The sequence below is a fragment of the Cellulophaga sp. 3_MG-2023 genome, assembly GCF_030546975.1.
In the GTDB taxonomy this organism is placed as follows: domain Bacteria; phylum Bacteroidota; class Bacteroidia; order Flavobacteriales; family Flavobacteriaceae; genus Cellulophaga.
This window is the reverse complement of the sequence record NZ_JAUOPS010000002.1, coordinates 486,479-501,998: the sequence shown is the minus strand read 5'-3', so window position 1 is coordinate 501,998 and position 15,520 is coordinate 486,479. Positions and strand designations below refer to the sequence as shown.

At 34.8% G+C, this 15,520-nt stretch carries 13 protein-coding genes; 9 read left to right on the top strand and 4 right to left on the bottom strand.

The annotated features are described in order from the left end of the window. The first annotated feature begins 19 nt into the window (after window positions 1-19). From Q4487_RS07125 to ruvB, 9 genes are all read left to right on the top strand, one after another. Window positions 20-3,145 (top strand): TAT-variant-translocated molybdopterin oxidoreductase, encoded by a 3,126-nt coding sequence (locus tag Q4487_RS07125; protein WP_303540580.1) that lies wholly within the window; start codon window positions 20-22, stop codon window positions 3,143-3,145. A gap of 32 nt (window positions 3,146-3,177) precedes the next feature. Next, window positions 3,178-4,920, top strand: coding sequence for an NrfD/PsrC family molybdoenzyme membrane anchor subunit (nrfD, locus tag Q4487_RS07120; RefSeq protein WP_100893899.1), 1,743 nt, complete (start codon window positions 3,178-3,180; stop codon window positions 4,918-4,920). A gap of 2 nt (window positions 4,921-4,922) precedes the next feature. Beyond that, window positions 4,923-5,444 (top strand): DUF3341 domain-containing protein, encoded by a 522-nt coding sequence (locus Q4487_RS07115; RefSeq protein WP_013621427.1) that lies wholly within the window; start codon window positions 4,923-4,925, stop codon window positions 5,442-5,444. A gap of 14 nt (window positions 5,445-5,458) precedes the next feature. Next, on the top strand, window positions 5,459-6,019 hold the full coding sequence (locus tag Q4487_RS07110) for a cytochrome c (protein WP_100893898.1): 561 nt from the start codon (window positions 5,459-5,461) through the stop codon (window positions 6,017-6,019). 16 nt (window positions 6,020-6,035) lie between these two features. Then, window positions 6,036-7,361: a quinol:cytochrome C oxidoreductase gene (locus tag Q4487_RS07105; protein ID WP_303540585.1), complete on the top strand. Its 1,326-nt coding sequence runs from the start codon at window positions 6,036-6,038 to the stop codon at window positions 7,359-7,361. 36 nt (window positions 7,362-7,397) lie between these two features. Then, window positions 7,398-8,465 (top strand): cytochrome c oxidase subunit II, encoded by a 1,068-nt coding sequence (locus Q4487_RS07100; RefSeq protein WP_303540587.1) that lies wholly within the window; start codon window positions 7,398-7,400, stop codon window positions 8,463-8,465. A gap of 46 nt (window positions 8,466-8,511) precedes the next feature. After that, window positions 8,512-10,317, top strand: a complete 1,806-nt coding sequence (locus tag Q4487_RS07095; RefSeq protein ID WP_100893895.1) for a cbb3-type cytochrome c oxidase subunit I — start codon at window positions 8,512-8,514, stop codon at window positions 10,315-10,317. A gap of 143 nt (window positions 10,318-10,460) precedes the next feature. Further along, entirely contained in the window at window positions 10,461-11,282 is an 822-nt protein-coding gene (locus Q4487_RS07090) for a DUF2807 domain-containing protein (RefSeq protein WP_303540589.1), read from the top strand. Window positions 11,283-11,331: 49 nt separating this feature from the next. Continuing rightward, entirely contained in the window at window positions 11,332-12,354 is a 1,023-nt protein-coding gene (gene ruvB, locus Q4487_RS07085) for a Holliday junction branch migration DNA helicase RuvB (protein WP_100893893.1), read from the top strand. Here ruvB and thiH read toward each other — a convergent pair whose 3' ends face one another. The 4 genes from thiH to Q4487_RS07065 are packed head-to-tail and all read right to left on the bottom strand — an operon-like array spanning window position 12,355 to window position 15,489. Then, window positions 12,355-13,464 (bottom strand): 2-iminoacetate synthase ThiH, encoded by a 1,110-nt coding sequence (gene thiH, locus Q4487_RS07080; protein WP_303540591.1) that lies wholly within the window; start codon window positions 13,462-13,464, stop codon window positions 12,355-12,357. After that, entirely contained in the window at window positions 13,457-14,230 is a 774-nt protein-coding gene (locus Q4487_RS07075; RefSeq protein WP_100893891.1) for a thiazole synthase, read from the bottom strand. The genes thiH and Q4487_RS07075 overlap by 8 nt, the downstream gene beginning before the upstream one ends. Then, window positions 14,220-14,882: a thiamine phosphate synthase gene (gene thiE, locus Q4487_RS07070; RefSeq protein ID WP_303540594.1), complete on the bottom strand. Its 663-nt coding sequence runs from the start codon at window positions 14,880-14,882 to the stop codon at window positions 14,220-14,222. The genes Q4487_RS07075 and thiE overlap by 11 nt, the downstream gene beginning before the upstream one ends. Then, the gene (locus Q4487_RS07065; protein WP_303540596.1) at window positions 14,875-15,489 is read right to left on the bottom strand and encodes a thiamine phosphate synthase; all 615 of its coding nucleotides are present in this window, start codon (window positions 15,487-15,489) and stop codon (window positions 14,875-14,877) included. Before Q4487_RS07065 ends, thiE begins: the two co-directional genes overlap by 8 nt. Between the last annotated feature and the right edge of the window lie 31 nt (window positions 15,490-15,520).

Sequence of the window (15,520 nt, the reverse complement as noted above, 5' to 3'; positions counted from 1 at the left end):
ATAATTTCAGATATATCGTATGTCATCAAACAAAAAATATTGGAAAAGCGAAGCGGAGTTAAATCCTAACGATTCCATTGTTGAGGCGCTAAAACAGAACGAATTTGTTCAGGAGATACCTGTTGAAGATTTCTTAGGTGATAAGGAAGGTTTAGCAGCAAGTTCTACTAATAGAAGGGATTTCTTAAAGTATGTAGGTTTTAGTACTGCTGCTGCAACAATGGCTGCTTGTGAAGGGCCGGTTGTAAAATCAATACCTTATGTTGTTCAGCCAGATCAAATTATACCTGGTGTTGCTAATTATTATGCAACAACAATAGCAGATGGTTTTGACTTTGCAAGTGTTTTGGTAAAAACTCGAGAGGGTAGGCCAATAAAAATTGAAAATAATACAGATGCTAAAGTAAACGGGTCCGCAAATGCTCGTGTGCAAGCTTCTGTTTTGTCATTATATGATAGTAAGAGATTGCAGGGTCCTGTGTCTAAAGGGGAGGCTGTTGAGTGGTCTGCTTTAGATGGTGTGGTTAAGTCAAAATTAACTGCGTTGAAGGGTTCTGGTAAGCAAATTGCATTATTGACGCAAACTTACGCTAGTCCATCTACTTCTAGATTGATTGCTGAGTTTAAGGAGGTTTACGGTGAAAATGTAAATCATGTTACTTATGATGCTATTTCTGCTGATGCTGCATTAAATGCTTTTGAGGAAAAGTATGGTGAAAGAGCATTAGCTGATTATAACTTTGAGAAAGCTGAGTTAATTGTTTCTTTTGGAGCAGATTTTCTTGGTGATTGGCAAGGTGGTGGATATGATAGTGGGTATTCTGCTGGTCGTGTTCCAAAAAATGGAAAAATGTCAAGGCACATTCAGTTTGAGGCAAATATGTCGTTAACTGGTGCTAATGCAGATAAAAGAGTGTTGTTAACTCCTACACAGCAGAAAATTGCTTTAGCTAAATTTTACGCTAAAGTAATGAATGTGTCTGTAGGTGGTGAGTTGCCTGCTGTTGTAGAAAAAGCTGTTTTAGCTACTGCAGAAGAGTTTAAAAAGGCTAAAGGTAAAGCTGTTGTTGTAACGGGTTTAGATGATAAAGATGCTCAAGCGATTGTTTTGGCAATTAATGAAAAGCAGTCTAGTGTTGCTTTTGATGCTAAGGCACCAAAATATGTAAGACAAGGTAGTGTTAAGGCTGTTGCTAAATTAATGGCAGATATGAAAGCCGGTAAGGTGGGTCTGCTTATTATGGATGGTGTAAACCCTGCTTATACAATGCCAAATTCGGCTGAGTTTACAGATGCATTGTCTAAGGTAGATTTATCTGTTGCTTTTTCACAAAGTAATAATGAGACTGTAGCTGTGTCTACTTATGCTGCTGCTGCTCCTAATTACTTAGAATCTTGGGGTGATGTTCAAATTAAAAAAGGACATTATGCATTAATACAGCCAACAATTAAAGAGATTTTTGATACGCGTCAATTCCAATCATCGTTACTAGTTTGGATGGGATCTGATAAGACGTATTATGATTATATTAAGGAAACTTGGAGTTCTTCTGTGTTAGGAGGCGGAAAGTGGAATCAGGCGTTACATGATGGTGTTTATAAAGCACCTGCTACTATTGTAGATGTTGTTGAGGAAACTGTTGCTTCAGTTGTTTCTGAAGAAGAGTCGATAGTTTCATCTCTAGTAGATTTATCTATGGCGGCTTCTAAGTTATCTAAGGCATCTTCATCTGGTATGGAGTTAGCTTTGTACTCTAAGGTGGGTATGGGAGATGGTCAGCAGGCTAATAATCCATGGTTGCAAGAGTTTCCAGATCCAATTACTAGAGTATCTTGGGATAATTATGTTACTGTATCTAAAGCTGATGCTGAAAAGTTAGGTCTTGTTAATGATCATGTGGCTAACGGCGGTTTAGATGGTAGTAAAGTAAATCTTAAAGTAGGAGATGTTGAGTTAAAAGAGGTTCCAGTAATTATTCAGCCAGGTCAAGCGCCAGGTTCTGTTGGGCTTTCTTTTGGTTACGGAAGAAAATCTGGTTTACAAGCAGAAATGCAAACAGGTGTTAATGCGTATGCATTATATCAAGGAGGTGTTTCTAATCAATCTGTATCTGTGTCTAAAGCAGAGGGTATGCATGAGTTTGCTTGTGTGCAGCTTCATAAGACATTAATGGGTAGAGGTGATATTATCAAAGAAACTACATTAGAAATTTTTAATACTAAAGATCACGCAGAATGGAACCCAGTTCCTCAGGTATCTTTAAATCATAACGAAGTAGATGCTGTTTCAGTTAGTCTTTGGGATGATTTTGATCGTTCTGTTGGTCATCACTTTAATTTATCAATAGATTTAAATGCATGTACTGGTTGTGGGGCTTGTGTTATAGCTTGTCACGCTGAAAATAATGTGCCTGTTGTTGGTAAGGATGAAGTGCGTAAGTCTAGGGATATGCACTGGTTGCGTATAGATAGATATTATTCTTCTGAAAATACTTTTGAAGGGGATAATGTTAAGAAAGATGAATTTGATGGTTTAACTGGAGATAAGGGTTCTTTAAGTGGATTTGGTGAGTTGGAAGATCCTTCTGCTAATCCTCAAGTAGCTTTTCAGCCAGTAATGTGTCAACACTGTAATCACGCTCCATGTGAAACAGTTTGTCCTGTTGCTGCAACATCTCACAGTAGACAAGGTCAAAACCATATGGCGTATAATAGATGTGTTGGTACAAGATATTGTGCAAACAACTGTCCGTATAAAGTACGTCGTTTTAACTGGTTCTTGTATAACAACAATGACGAGTTTAATTACCATATGAATAACGATTTAGGTAAAATGGTAATTAATCCAGATGTAAATGTTCGTTCTCGTGGAGTAATGGAGAAATGCTCTATGTGTATTCAAATGACTCAAAAGTCTATTTTGGATGCTAAGAGAGACGGACGCACAGTAAAAGATAGTGAGTTTCAAACGGCTTGTTCTGCTGCATGTAGTAGTGGTGCAATGGTATTTGGAGATGTAAATGATAAAGAAAGTGAGGTTGCTGAGTTAAAAGAAAGTAACCGTATGTATCATTTATTAGAGCACATTGGTACAAAACCAAATGTTTTCTATCATGTTAAAGTGAGAAATACACAAGAATCATAATTAATTAACGGAACGTAACTAGAACATAAATTATGGCGTCGCATTACGAAGCACCTATACGAAAACCCCTAGTAATTGGAGATAAAGGATACCACGATGTAACTGTGGATATTGCTGCTCCTGTAGAAGGGAAAGCAAACAAACAGTGGTGGATTGTTTTCTCTATTGCATTAATAGCATTCCTTTGGGGAGTTGGTTGTATAATATACACAGTATCTACAGGTATCGGTACTTGGGGATTAAATAAAACAGTAGGCTGGGCCTGGGATATTACCAACTTTGTATGGTGGGTAGGTATTGGGCACGCGGGAACATTGATTTCTGCAGTACTATTGCTGTTTAGACAAAAATGGAGAATGGCTATTAACCGTTCTGCAGAGGCAATGACAATTTTCTCTGTAGTGCAGGCAGGTTTGTTTCCAATAATACACATGGGGCGTCCTTGGTTGGCGTATTGGGTATTACCTATTCCTAACCAATTTGGTTCTTTATGGGTAAACTTTAACTCACCATTATTATGGGATGTCTTTGCAATTTCTACTTACTTATCAGTATCATTAGTTTTCTGGTGGACTGGTCTTTTACCAGATTTTGCAATGTTACGTGATAGAGCTGTTAAGCCGTTTCAGAAGAAAATATACAGTTTAGTAAGTTTTGGTTGGACGGGTAGAGCAAAAGATTGGCAGCGTTTTGAAGAGGTTTCTCTTGTATTAGCAGGTTTGGCAACTCCACTTGTACTTTCTGTACATACTATTGTATCTTTTGATTTTGCCACTTCGGTTATACCAGGATGGCATACAACAATTTTCCCTCCATATTTTGTGGCAGGTGCAATTTTCTCAGGATTTGCAATGGTGAACACGCTTCTTATTATTATGAGAAAAGTGTGTAGCTTAGAAGCTTATATTACAGTACAGCATATAGAGTTAATGAACATTGTAATTATGATTACTGGTTCTATAGTTGGTTGTGCATATATTACAGAGTTGTTTATGGCTTGGTATTCTGGTGTAGAATACGAGCAATACGCTTTCTTAAACAGAGCAACAGGACCTTACGCTTGGGCATACTGGGCAATGATGTCTTGTAATGTTTTCTCTCCGCAATTTATGTGGTCTAAGAGATTGCGTACTAGTATTATGTTCTCTTTTGCTATTTCTATTGTAGTAAACATAGGAATGTGGTTTGAGCGTTTTGTTATTATTGTAACATCATTACATAGAGATTATTTACCATCTTCATGGACAATGTTCTCTCCTACGTTTGTAGATATAGGTATATTTATTGGTACAATAGGTTTCTTCTTTGTATTGTTCTTATTATATTCTAGAACATTCCCTGTAATAGCGCAGGCAGAAGTAAAATCTATTTTGAAAGCTTCTGGTAGTAAGTACAAGAAGTTAAGAGATGCAGGTAAACCTATGTATACTATGCCAGAAAAGACAATTTATACTAATACTGTTGCAGCTACACCTGTAGAAGCAAAAGAAGAGGTGGTAGTTGGTAATGAGGAAGAAAAGGTTTCTGACTTATTAAGTTCTTTAGGTAAGTTTGATGTTGCTACTGATACACCAGATGACTTAAAGCAAGTTAAAGGTATTGGTCCGCAAATGGAACAAACATTAAACCAGATTGGGATATATAGTTTTGCTCAGGTTAGTAAAATGACACAGAAAGAGTATGACCTATTAGATTCTATTACAGGATCTTTCCCAGGAAGAGCACAAAGAGATGATTGGGCTGGACAAGCCAAGAACTTAAATAACAATAAATAATTATGGCATCTAAAGTTATTCACGCATTTTATAATGATGATGATATATTGATGCTCGCTGTTAAGAAAGTAAAAGCAGCTAAGCATCATATAGAAGAGGTATATTGTCCTTTTCCTGTTCACGGGTTAGACAAAGCTATGGGGCTTGCTCCTACTAGAATAGCCATAACTGCTTTTATTTATGGTTGTATAGGTATTACAATAGCAACTCTTATGATGAATTACATCATGATAGAAGATTGGCCTCAGGATATTGGTGGTAAACCTAGTTTTAGTTACCTAGAAAATATGCCGGCCTTTGTTCCAATTATGTTTGAACTTACTGTATTTTTTGCAGCTCACTTAATGGTTATAACATTTTACATGAGAAGTAAATTGTGGCCTTTTAAACAAGCTGAAAATCCAGATGTAAGAACAACAGATGATCTATTTTTAATGGAAATAGAAATTCATGATAATGAAGAAGAATTAAAATCTTTGTTAGCAGACACAGGAGCAGTAGAAATTAATATTTCAGAAAAATAGTCTTAATAACAGTTATGAAGATATTTAAAAATATAGGTTTGGTTTTAGGAATAGCTCTTCTTATGGCATCTTGTGCAGATAAGAACAGTCCTAATTACCAATATATGCCTAATATGTACGAGGCAGTAGGTTATGAAACGTACCAAAAAGTAGATTTTTTACCTAGCGGTATGGAAGCTGGTTTGCCAGTAGAAAACACTATATCTAGAGGTCATATGCCTTATGAATTTGCTAATGATATTGAAGGTAAAGAATTAGCTCGTTTGCAGGCTAGCCCATTAGACTCTTTAAAAACAGAAGTTAATTTAACTAAAGGTAAAGAGTTGTATGCTATTAACTGTGCAATTTGTCACGGTAATAAGGGTGATGGTCAAGGGAATTTAGTGAAGAGAGAGAAAATATTAGGTGTTCCTAATTATGCAGATGCAGGAAGAAATATTACAGTAGGTAGCACTTACCATACTATTTATTACGGATTAAATTCGATGGGTTCTTACGCTAATCAACTTAATCACGATGAACGTTGGCAAGTTGCGGAATACGTAATGCAATTGAAACAAGACTTAACTAAATAATACATAGATTAAGAATATGTACACTTTTTCAAACAGACTAAAAATAGCTTCTTTTATATTAATGGCTGTTGGTGCTATAGGTATTGCAATAGGCTTTATCTCTATGCCTAGCACAGTAGAAGATGCTAAAGAAATTGTAGCTAGTCATACTAGTGGTCACGGAGATCATGAAGTTGCTGCAGAAGACCATAAATCAGATGCTCATGGCAATACTGCTCACGCAGAAGGTCATGATAGTAGTCATGATGAGCATTTATTACATCAATTGCGAAATAAACCTTGGGCTGCATTGTATGTTGCTGCTTTCTTTTTCTTTATGATAGCATTAGGTGTATTAGCATTTTATGCAATACAAAGAGCAGCACAGGCAGGTTGGTCTCCTTTATTATTTAGAGTAATGGAAGGTATAACGGCTTACTTGGCACCAGGAGGTATTATTGTTTTTGTAATATTACTTGCTTCTGTAGCGCATATGAACCATTTATTTGTTTGGATGGATGCTGATGTTGTAGCTCACGATAAATTATTGCAGGGTAAAGCGGGTTACTTAAATGGAACTTTCTTTTTAATAAGAGCTGCTATTTTCTTAGGAGGATGGATTGCTTATAGAACAATATCTCGTAAATTATCTTTAGCACAAGATGCTGCTGATGATAATACTAACTTTGTTAAAAATTTCAGATGGTCTGCAGGTTTCCTAGTATTTTACTTGGTATCTGAGTCTATGATGTCTTGGGATTGGATAATGAGTGTAGATCCACACTGGTTTAGTACTCTGTTTGGTTGGTATGTGTTTGCTAGTATGTTTGTGTCTGGTATTACAGTTATAGCAATGGTAACAATATACTTAAAGTCTAAGGGTCTTTTAGAAGATGTAAACGATAGTCATATTCATGATTTAGCTAAGTTTATGTTTGGTATTAGTATTTTCTGGACCTACTTATGGTTTGCTCAGTTTATGCTTATATGGTACGCTAACATACCAGAAGAGGTTACATACTATGTAACAAGAATACAAGATTATAACTTGCCATTTTTTGGAATGGTAGCTATGAACTTCTTGTTTCCATTATTATTGTTAATGAATAGTGATTACAAAAGAGTTAACTGGTTTGTTATTATGGCAGGTGTAGTTATACTAGCGGGTCACTACTTAGATATATTTAATATGATTATGCCTGCAACAGTAGGAGATCAATGGTCTATAGGATTGTCAGAAATATGTTCTGTTTTATTCTTTGCCGGTCTGTTTATTTTTGTTGTTTTTAGAGCTTTAACAACAGCTCCATTACAGCCAAAGAGAAATCCATTTATTGGAGAGAGCAAGCATTTTCATTATTAATAAGGAAGTTTACAACAGCATAAAATAAATCATACAATGATTACAGTTTTAACTATAACGGTTTTAGTCTTAGTAGCCATAGCAATTTGGCAAATGACCAAAATTTTTGAATTGTCGCAACTTAGAGCGGCTAAAAATGAAACAGCAACTGATAACGATAACAAAGTTAACGGTTATCTAATGTTTGCTTTCTTGGTATTTATTTACGGTATAACAATCTTTAGCTTTTACAAGTATACAAAAGTATTGTTGCCAGAAGCAGGTTCTGCTCATGGAGCTGAGTATGATAGCTTGATGTTTGTTTCAATGCTTATTATATTTATTGTACAAACAATAACTCAATTTTTATTACACTATTTTGCTTATAAATACCGTGGTGAAAAAGGTAAGAAGGCATTGTTTTATGCTGATAACCATAAGCTAGAATTTATTTGGACAATTATTCCGGTAATAGTTTTAGCTGGATTAATCCTTTGGGGATTATACACTTGGACTAATATAATGGATATTAATGATGAGGACGATCCATTAATTGTAGAGCTTTATGCACAACAATTTAACTGGACAGCTAGATACGGTGGTGCAGATAATGTATTAGGTGAGGCAAACGTTAGAATGATTGATATTGATAAGGCTAATATTCTTGGTGTAGATGAGTCAGATCCTAATGGAGCTGATGATGTAATTGTTAAAGAATTACATTTACCAGTGGGAAGAAAAGTTAATTTCCATATGCGTTCTCAAGATGTATTACACTCAGCTTATATGCCTCACTTTAGAGCGCAAATGAATTGTGTACCAGGTATGATTACTCAATTCTCTTTTACACCTATAAAAACTACAGAAGAAATGCGTCAGGATCCTGATGTAATTGATAAGGTGAAAAGAGCTAATAAGATTAGAGCTAAAAAAGCTGCAGCAGGAGAGCCAAATAGTGATCCTTGGGAGTACGATTATATTTTACTTTGTAATAAAATTTGTGGTAAATCTCACTACAATATGCAAATGAAGATAATTGTTGAAACTCAAGAGGAGTATGACAAATGGATGGCTTCTCAGAAAACTTTTGGTGGTGAAACCGCTACAGGAGTTGCCGTAAAATAATTGATTTAAGAAACTAAGTTAACTAACAAAAATAGAATATCTGATTATGTCAGGAACACACGAACACGACGACGATCACGGACATCATCACAAAGAAACCTTCATTACTAAATATATATTTAGTATGGATCATAAGATGATTGCAAAGCAGTATTTAATTACTGGTTTAATTATGGGTTTCATTGGTATAGCAATGTCATTGTTATTTAGAATGCAATTGGCTTGGCCGGGTGAATCTTTTCCTTTATTTGAAGCTGTATTAGGTAAATGGGCACCAGGTGGTGTTATGGATGCTGATGTGTATTTAGCATTGGTAACTATGCACGGTACTATAATGGTTTTCTTTGTACTTACAGCAGGTTTAAGTGGTACATTTAGTAACTTACTTATTCCATTGCAAATTGGAGCTAGAGATATGGCTTCAGGATTGTTAAATATGATCTCTTATTGGTTATTTTTTACATCTGCAGTTATAATGGTTTGTTCTCTTTTTGTAGAGTCAGGACCAGCAGCAGCAGGTTGGACAATCTACCCTCCTTTGTCTGCATTACCTATGGCTCAATCAGGTTCTGGCGCAGGTATGACATTGTGGTTAGTATCTATGGCTATATTTATAGCATCATCTTTATTGGGATCATTAAACTATATTGTAACAGTTATTAACTTAAGAACAAAAGGTATGTCTATGACAAGATTACCTTTAACAACTTGGGCATTATTTGTTACTGCTATAATTGGTGTTGTTTCTTTCCCGGTTTTATTTTCAGCGGCATTGTTATTAATTATGGATAGAAGTTTTGGAACATCATTCTTCTTATCAGATATATTTATACAAGGAGAGGTATTACACTATCAAGGTGGATCACCTGTATTATACGAACACTTATTTTGGTTCCTAGGACACCCAGAGGTATACATTGTAATTTTACCAGCAATGGGTATTGTATCTGATGTTATGGCAACAAATGCTCGTAAACCAATTTTTGGTTATAGAGCAATGATTATGTCAATTATTGCAATTGCATTCTTATCTACAATTGTATGGGGTCACCATATGTTTATCTCAGGTATGAATCCTTTCTTAGGTTCTGTATTTACATTTACAACTTTATTAATAGCAATACCATCTGCTGTAAAAGCATTTAACTGGATTACTACAATCTGGAAAGGTAACTTGCAAATGAATGTTGCAATGTTATTTTCAATTGGATTTGTTTCTACATTTATTACTGGTGGTTTAACTGGTATTATTTTAGGAGATAGTACATTGGATATTAACGTTCATGATACTTACTTTGTGGTAGCTCACTTCCACTTAGTAATGGGTATATCTGCTTTATATGGTTTATTGGCAGGTGTATACCACTGGTTCCCAAAAATGTTTGGTAAGATGATGAATAAAAACTTAGGTTATGTTCATTTCTGGATCACTGCTATTTGTGCTTATGGTGTTTTCTTTCCAATGCACTTTGTAGGTATGGCTGGTGTACCAAGACGTTATTATGAAAATACAGCATTCCCAATGTTTGATGAGCTTACTGATGTTAACATCTTAATAACAGTATTTGCTTTAATAGCAGGAGCTACTCAGTTAGTCTTTGTTGGTAACTTTATCTATAGTATTTTCTACGGTAAAAAGGCAGAGCAAAATCCTTGGAAAGCTACTACTTTAGAGTGGACAACTCCTGTAGAGCATGTTCACGGTAACTGGCCAGGTGCTATTCCTGAAGTTCACAGATGGGCATATGATTATAGTAAAACAAATGAAAACGGAGAATATGTAATACCAGGACAAGATTATGTTCCTCAAGTAGTACCTCTTCAAGCTGGTGAAGAAGAACTTACTCACTAGACTTCATAAAAATTATATAAGGCCTTTTAAAATTTATTTTAAAAGGCTTTTTTTTTGGCATCATTCTTGGCAATAATATATAGTTAAGCTGTATTTTAGTATCTTGTTTAACAACAAACACAAACCATTAAACACACCATATTTTGAAGCAAATTATTTTAAGTATACTGCTACTTACATCAGTAGTAAGTATCGCGCAGAAAAAACCAAAAATTAAAGGAAGTAAAACTGTTATTGAGGTAACTAATGAGTTGCCACCTTTTAACTCCATTAAAATAGCTGATGATTTACGGATTGAGCTTAAAAAAGCAAGGGAAAACAGTTACACTTTTATAGGTGATGATAATCTTTTAGATGTTCTTAAGTTTGAAGTAACAGATAGTATATTAGAAATTAGTTCTTTTTACAGAATAGTCTCAAGAAAAAAACTAGTGTTAACAGTAAATTATATGGGATTAAACGGTATAACTATGTTAGATGGTCGTTTAGATATGAAGGATATTGTTACTACAGATTATTTAGATATTAATCTCCAAGGAAGTTCTAAGCTTAACTTAAATACGCTTGCTGATGTTGTTACTATTTCAATGTCTGGTAATAGCAATGCAGAACTTAATGTAGATTGTGATGAGTTAGTTATTAGTCAAGATCAAAAAAGTAACTTAGGGCTGTATTTGGAAGCGCAAATGGCTAAAGTAACAATGCACGGTAATGCTGATAGTAAACTTGAGGGTGCAGCTACAGATCTAGACATAGATCTATTTGGTAATTCTCAATTAAGAGCAGAATCACTAAAAGGAACTTCTGTATCTGCTAACTTAGATGAATCTCCAGATGCTAGAATATTTGCCACAGAAAGCTTTGATTTATCATCTAAAGGTAGCTCTAAAACATATTTGTACGGAACTCCTAAAATTACAATTACAGACTTTTTAAACGCATCTCAATTAATTAAAAAGGAATAGATTATTTTCTAATTAGAAAGCTTTCAATTTCTAGTATCTTTGTTAGACTATGAATGAAAACCTAGACCCAACATCAGAAAATTTTTCTTCTGAAGAATTTGATATAGAAAGAGCATTAAGACCCTTAAGTTTTGATGATTTTGCTGGTCAAGATCAAGTTTTAGAAAACCTAAAAGTTTTTGTAGAAGCTGCTAACCAGAGAGGAGAGGCTTTGGATCATACTCTTTTTCACGGACCTCCAGGTTTAGGGAAAACTACATTGGCTCATATTTTAGCTAATGAGTTAGGTGTTGGTATAAAAGTTACATCTGGACCAGTTTTAGATAAACCAGGAGATTTAGCAGGTTTGCTTACGAACTTAGATGAAAGAGATGTTCTTTTTATTGACGAAATACATAGACTTAGTCCTATTGTAGAAGAATACTTGTATTCTGCAATGGAAGATTATAAAATTGATATAATGATAGAGTCAGGGCCAAATGCACGCTCTGTACAAATAAATTTAAACCCTTTTACCCTTATTGGTGCAACAACACGTTCTGGGCTTTTAACGGCTCCTATGAGGGCTCGTTTTGGTATTCAGAGTAGATTGCAATACTATACAACAGAATTATTGTCTACTATAGCAGAACGTAGTGCAGAAATTTTAAATGTACCTATAGATTTAGAAGCTGCAATAGAAATAGCGGGTAGGAGTAGGGGTACACCTAGAATTTGTAATGCATTGTTGAGAAGAGTAAGAGATTTTGCGCAGATAAAAGGCAATGGTAAAATTGATATAGAAATTTCTAGGTTTGGACTAAATGCATTAAATGTAGATGCACACGGTTTAGACGAAATGGATAATAAAATATTAACCACTATTATAGATAAATTTAAAGGTGGCCCAGTAGGTATTACTACATTGGCAACCGCAGTATCTGAAAGTGCAGAAACTATAGAAGAGGTATATGAACCTTTTTTAATACAACAAGGCTTTATTATGCGTACACCTCGTGGTAGAGAGGTAACAGAATTGGCATACAAACATTTAGGTAGAATTAAAGGAAGTGTGCAAGGAGGTCTGTTTTAACTACCACGCATTTTCCCAATCTTTCCACACAACTTCAAAACCTTTGCTTTGCAACATTTGTGCAATAGTTTCTGTGCTACGTTCATCAGAAATTTCAAACTGTTCTAAAGATTGTGGTTCTACAACATAACCTCCAGGATTTGTTTTAGACTCTGCACTTATAGATGTTATTCCTAAGTTGATAATGTTGTTTCTAAATTTTTCGCTTTCTCTCGTAGACATAGATAGCTCAACATCTTCGTCTAACAAACGATAAGCACATATCAGCTGTGCTAAATCTGCATCTTCCATTACTACTTTTGGTTCTAAACCACCCGTATATGGTCTAAGTCTAGGAAACGAGATAGAATATTTAGTTTGCCAATAGGTTTTTTGTAGATATTGTAAATGCAAAGCAGTAAAAAAACTGTCTGCTCGCCAATCTTCCAAGCCAAATAAAGCACCTACACCAATTTTATGTACGCCAGCTTTGCCTAAACGGTCTGGTGTTTCTAGCCTGTAATCAAAATTAGACTTTTTACCTTTAGGATGGTGTTTTTTATATTCGTCTCTGTGGTAGGTTTCTTGGTACACCAAAACGGCGTACAAGCCATTTTCTACAAGCAATTCATACTCGTTTTGATCTAATGGTTGTACTTCTATGGTAATATTAGCAAACTCTTTCTTTAACAGTTTAATAGCATTATTTATGTAGTCTACACCAACAGTTTTATTGGCTTCACCAGTTACTAATAAAATATGGTTATACCCTTTGCTACGTAAAAAGGCAGCTTCCTTTAAAATTTCTGCGTCAGTTAGCGTACGCCTAGGTATTTTGTTTGTTAAGCTAAAACCGCAGTAAGTACATATGTTTTGGCACTCATTACTTAAATACATTGGCGCATACATTTGCATTGTGTTACCAAAGCGTTTTTTAGTTAATGCACTACTCATTTGTGCCATTTGCTCTAAGTATGGCTTTGCAGCAGGGGAAATTAACGCTTTAAAGTCTTCTAGATTACGTTTGTTACTTTGTAAAGCGGTTTCTACGTCTGTGCTGGTTTTACTGTAAATATCAGCAACAATGTTGTCCCAACTATACCTATTAAAAAGTGATGTAAAATTACTCATTTAAAAAAGAGGTTAAAGGTGAGCTTGCTTCTGCAGTTTGTTTTATTGGAGCTAGCTTTGCATTGTAAGCCAAACGACCAGCTTCTACAGCTAATTTAAATGCGTTTGCCATTGCAGTTGGGTTTTGTGATACGGCAATTGCAGTATTTACCAAAACTGCATCTGCACCTAGTTCCATAGCGTGTGCTGCGTGTGACGGTGCTCCTATGCCTGCATCTACAATTACAGGAACGTTACTTTGTGCTATAATTATTTCTAAAAAATCTACTGTTTTTAATCCTTTGTTGCTACCAATTGGTGCGCCCAATGGCATTACGCATTGTACGCCTACATCTTCTAAACGTTTGCATAAAACAGGATCTGCGTGTATGTAAGGCATAACTACAAAGCCTTGTTTTACCAATTCTTCTGCAGCTTTTAAAGTTTCTATAGGATCTGGTAACAAGTATTTTGGGTCTGGATGAATTTCTAATTTTACCCAGTTAGTTTCCAATGCTTCTCTGGATAATTGAGCAGCAAAAACTGCCTCTTTTGCTGTACGCACGCCAGAGGTGTTTGGTAAAAGATTTATTCTAGAATGATTTAAGTGTGATAAAATATCGTCATCTTCATCTGCTACATCTACGCGTTTTAACGCAACTGTAACTAGTTCACTTTCTGATGCTAGTAAAGCATTTTTCATTACGGCTGAAGAACTAAATTTTCCTGTTCCGGTAAATAGTCTTGATGAAAACTCTTTGTCTGCTATTATTAAATTATCCTTCATCGTTTTTATTTTTATCAAACTTATACACTTGCTCTTGTGTTGCAGGTGTGCTTAAAATTTTATTTAAAGTGGCAATGTTGTTAAAATTGCTTGTAATTTCTGTTGATGCTGCAATACCGTAAATTCCTGTTTCTAATAACTCAGGAACGTCTGCTATAGTAATGCCGCCAATGGCAATTATTGGAGTATTTGTTTTTAACTCATCTATAATTGCTTGGTATCCTTGTAAGCCTAAAGTTGGACTTAAATTTTGCTTTGTTGTGGTAAATTTAAATGGGCCTAAACCAATATAATCTACTTCTTTTTTTAATAAGTTTTCACAATCTTCTAAGGTGTTTGCAGTACCGCCAATACTAATCCATTTTCCTAAATGCTCACGTGCTTCTAACGGGCAAGCATCTGTTTTTCCTAAATGCACACCATCTGCATTTACTTCTTTGGCAATTTTATAATGATCGTTAATAATTAATCTAGTCTGAAAATGAGAAGTTATTTCTTTGGCCTTTAAAGCAGTTTGCAATAAGGTTTCTTCGTCTATATTTTTTAGGCGTAATTGTACCCAATCTGCACCAGAAGAACATGCTTTTTGTATGTTAGCCAAATGCATTTCTGGAGTATCACCTTGACTTATATAATGTAATTTACTAATCATTATTTCTGTTTTTTAGGCTAGTAATGTAAGCCTCATTTATTTGCTTAAATGCTTCTAAAGGGTTTTTGCTATTCCAAACTCCTCCTAAAACGCCAATTCCTTTGTAACCTAATGTGTTAAATTTGCTAAGGTTTTCTGCTGTAACCCCTCCCATACCAACAATTGTTTTGTTTATATGATTTACATTAAAGCCACGCCCTTTATAACCTTTTTTTGATATGGAATTAAAAACAGGACTAAGCAGGTGATAATCAAACTCAAAATAACAACTGTTTAATTCTTCTGGATCATGAAATGAAGAACTTATGGTTTTGCCAAACATATTTAAGTCTTTAAAATACCGTGTAGCATTGTCTATAGTATCTCTACGTTTTTGTTCTTGAAAATGAATACCTTTTAAGTTGTAACTATTTATTAGTTCATGATGGTGATGTATAATAACACGGTTGTAGTATTCTGGTTTTATTTTGTTTAGATACTCTTTATGTTGCTTTAAGTCTTTAAAAGGTTTTCTTAAATGATAATATTGTAGGCCAGCGTTAAATAGTTGATGAAGTATTTCTATTTCGTTAGGTACATCTTCTTCTGGTGCTATAAGTACAATCATTTTATTAGGTTTTTTTAAAGTTAGGGATTGT

Excerpts from the sequence above, each read along its gene's own strand:
- ruvB (WP_100893893.1), top strand. The coding sequence starts at position 11,332 with ATGAATGAAAACCTAGACCCAACATCAGAAAATTTTTCTTCTGAAGAA.
- Q4487_RS07125 (WP_303540580.1), top strand. The coding sequence starts at position 20 with ATGTCATCAAACAAAAAATATTGGAAAAGCGAAGCGGAGTTAAATCCT.
- thiH (WP_303540591.1), bottom strand. The coding sequence starts at position 13,464 with ATGAGTAATTTTACATCACTTTTTAATAGGTATAGTTGGGACAACATT.
- Q4487_RS07105 (WP_303540585.1), top strand. The coding sequence starts at position 6,036 with ATGTACACTTTTTCAAACAGACTAAAAATAGCTTCTTTTATATTAATG.
- Q4487_RS07075 (WP_100893891.1), bottom strand. The coding sequence starts at position 14,230 with ATGAAGGATAATTTAATAATAGCAGACAAAGAGTTTTCATCAAGACTA.
- nrfD (WP_100893899.1), top strand. The coding sequence starts at position 3,178 with ATGGCGTCGCATTACGAAGCACCTATACGAAAACCCCTAGTAATTGGA.
- thiE (WP_303540594.1), bottom strand. The coding sequence starts at position 14,882 with ATGATTAGTAAATTACATTATATAAGTCAAGGTGATACTCCAGAAATG.
- Q4487_RS07065 (WP_303540596.1), bottom strand. The coding sequence starts at position 15,489 with ATGATTGTACTTATAGCACCAGAAGAAGATGTACCTAACGAAATAGAA.
- Q4487_RS07095 (WP_100893895.1), top strand. The coding sequence starts at position 8,512 with ATGTCAGGAACACACGAACACGACGACGATCACGGACATCATCACAAA.
- Q4487_RS07110 (WP_100893898.1), top strand. The coding sequence starts at position 5,459 with ATGAAGATATTTAAAAATATAGGTTTGGTTTTAGGAATAGCTCTTCTT.
- Q4487_RS07115 (WP_013621427.1), top strand. The coding sequence starts at position 4,923 with ATGGCATCTAAAGTTATTCACGCATTTTATAATGATGATGATATATTG.
- Q4487_RS07100 (WP_303540587.1), top strand. The coding sequence starts at position 7,398 with ATGATTACAGTTTTAACTATAACGGTTTTAGTCTTAGTAGCCATAGCA.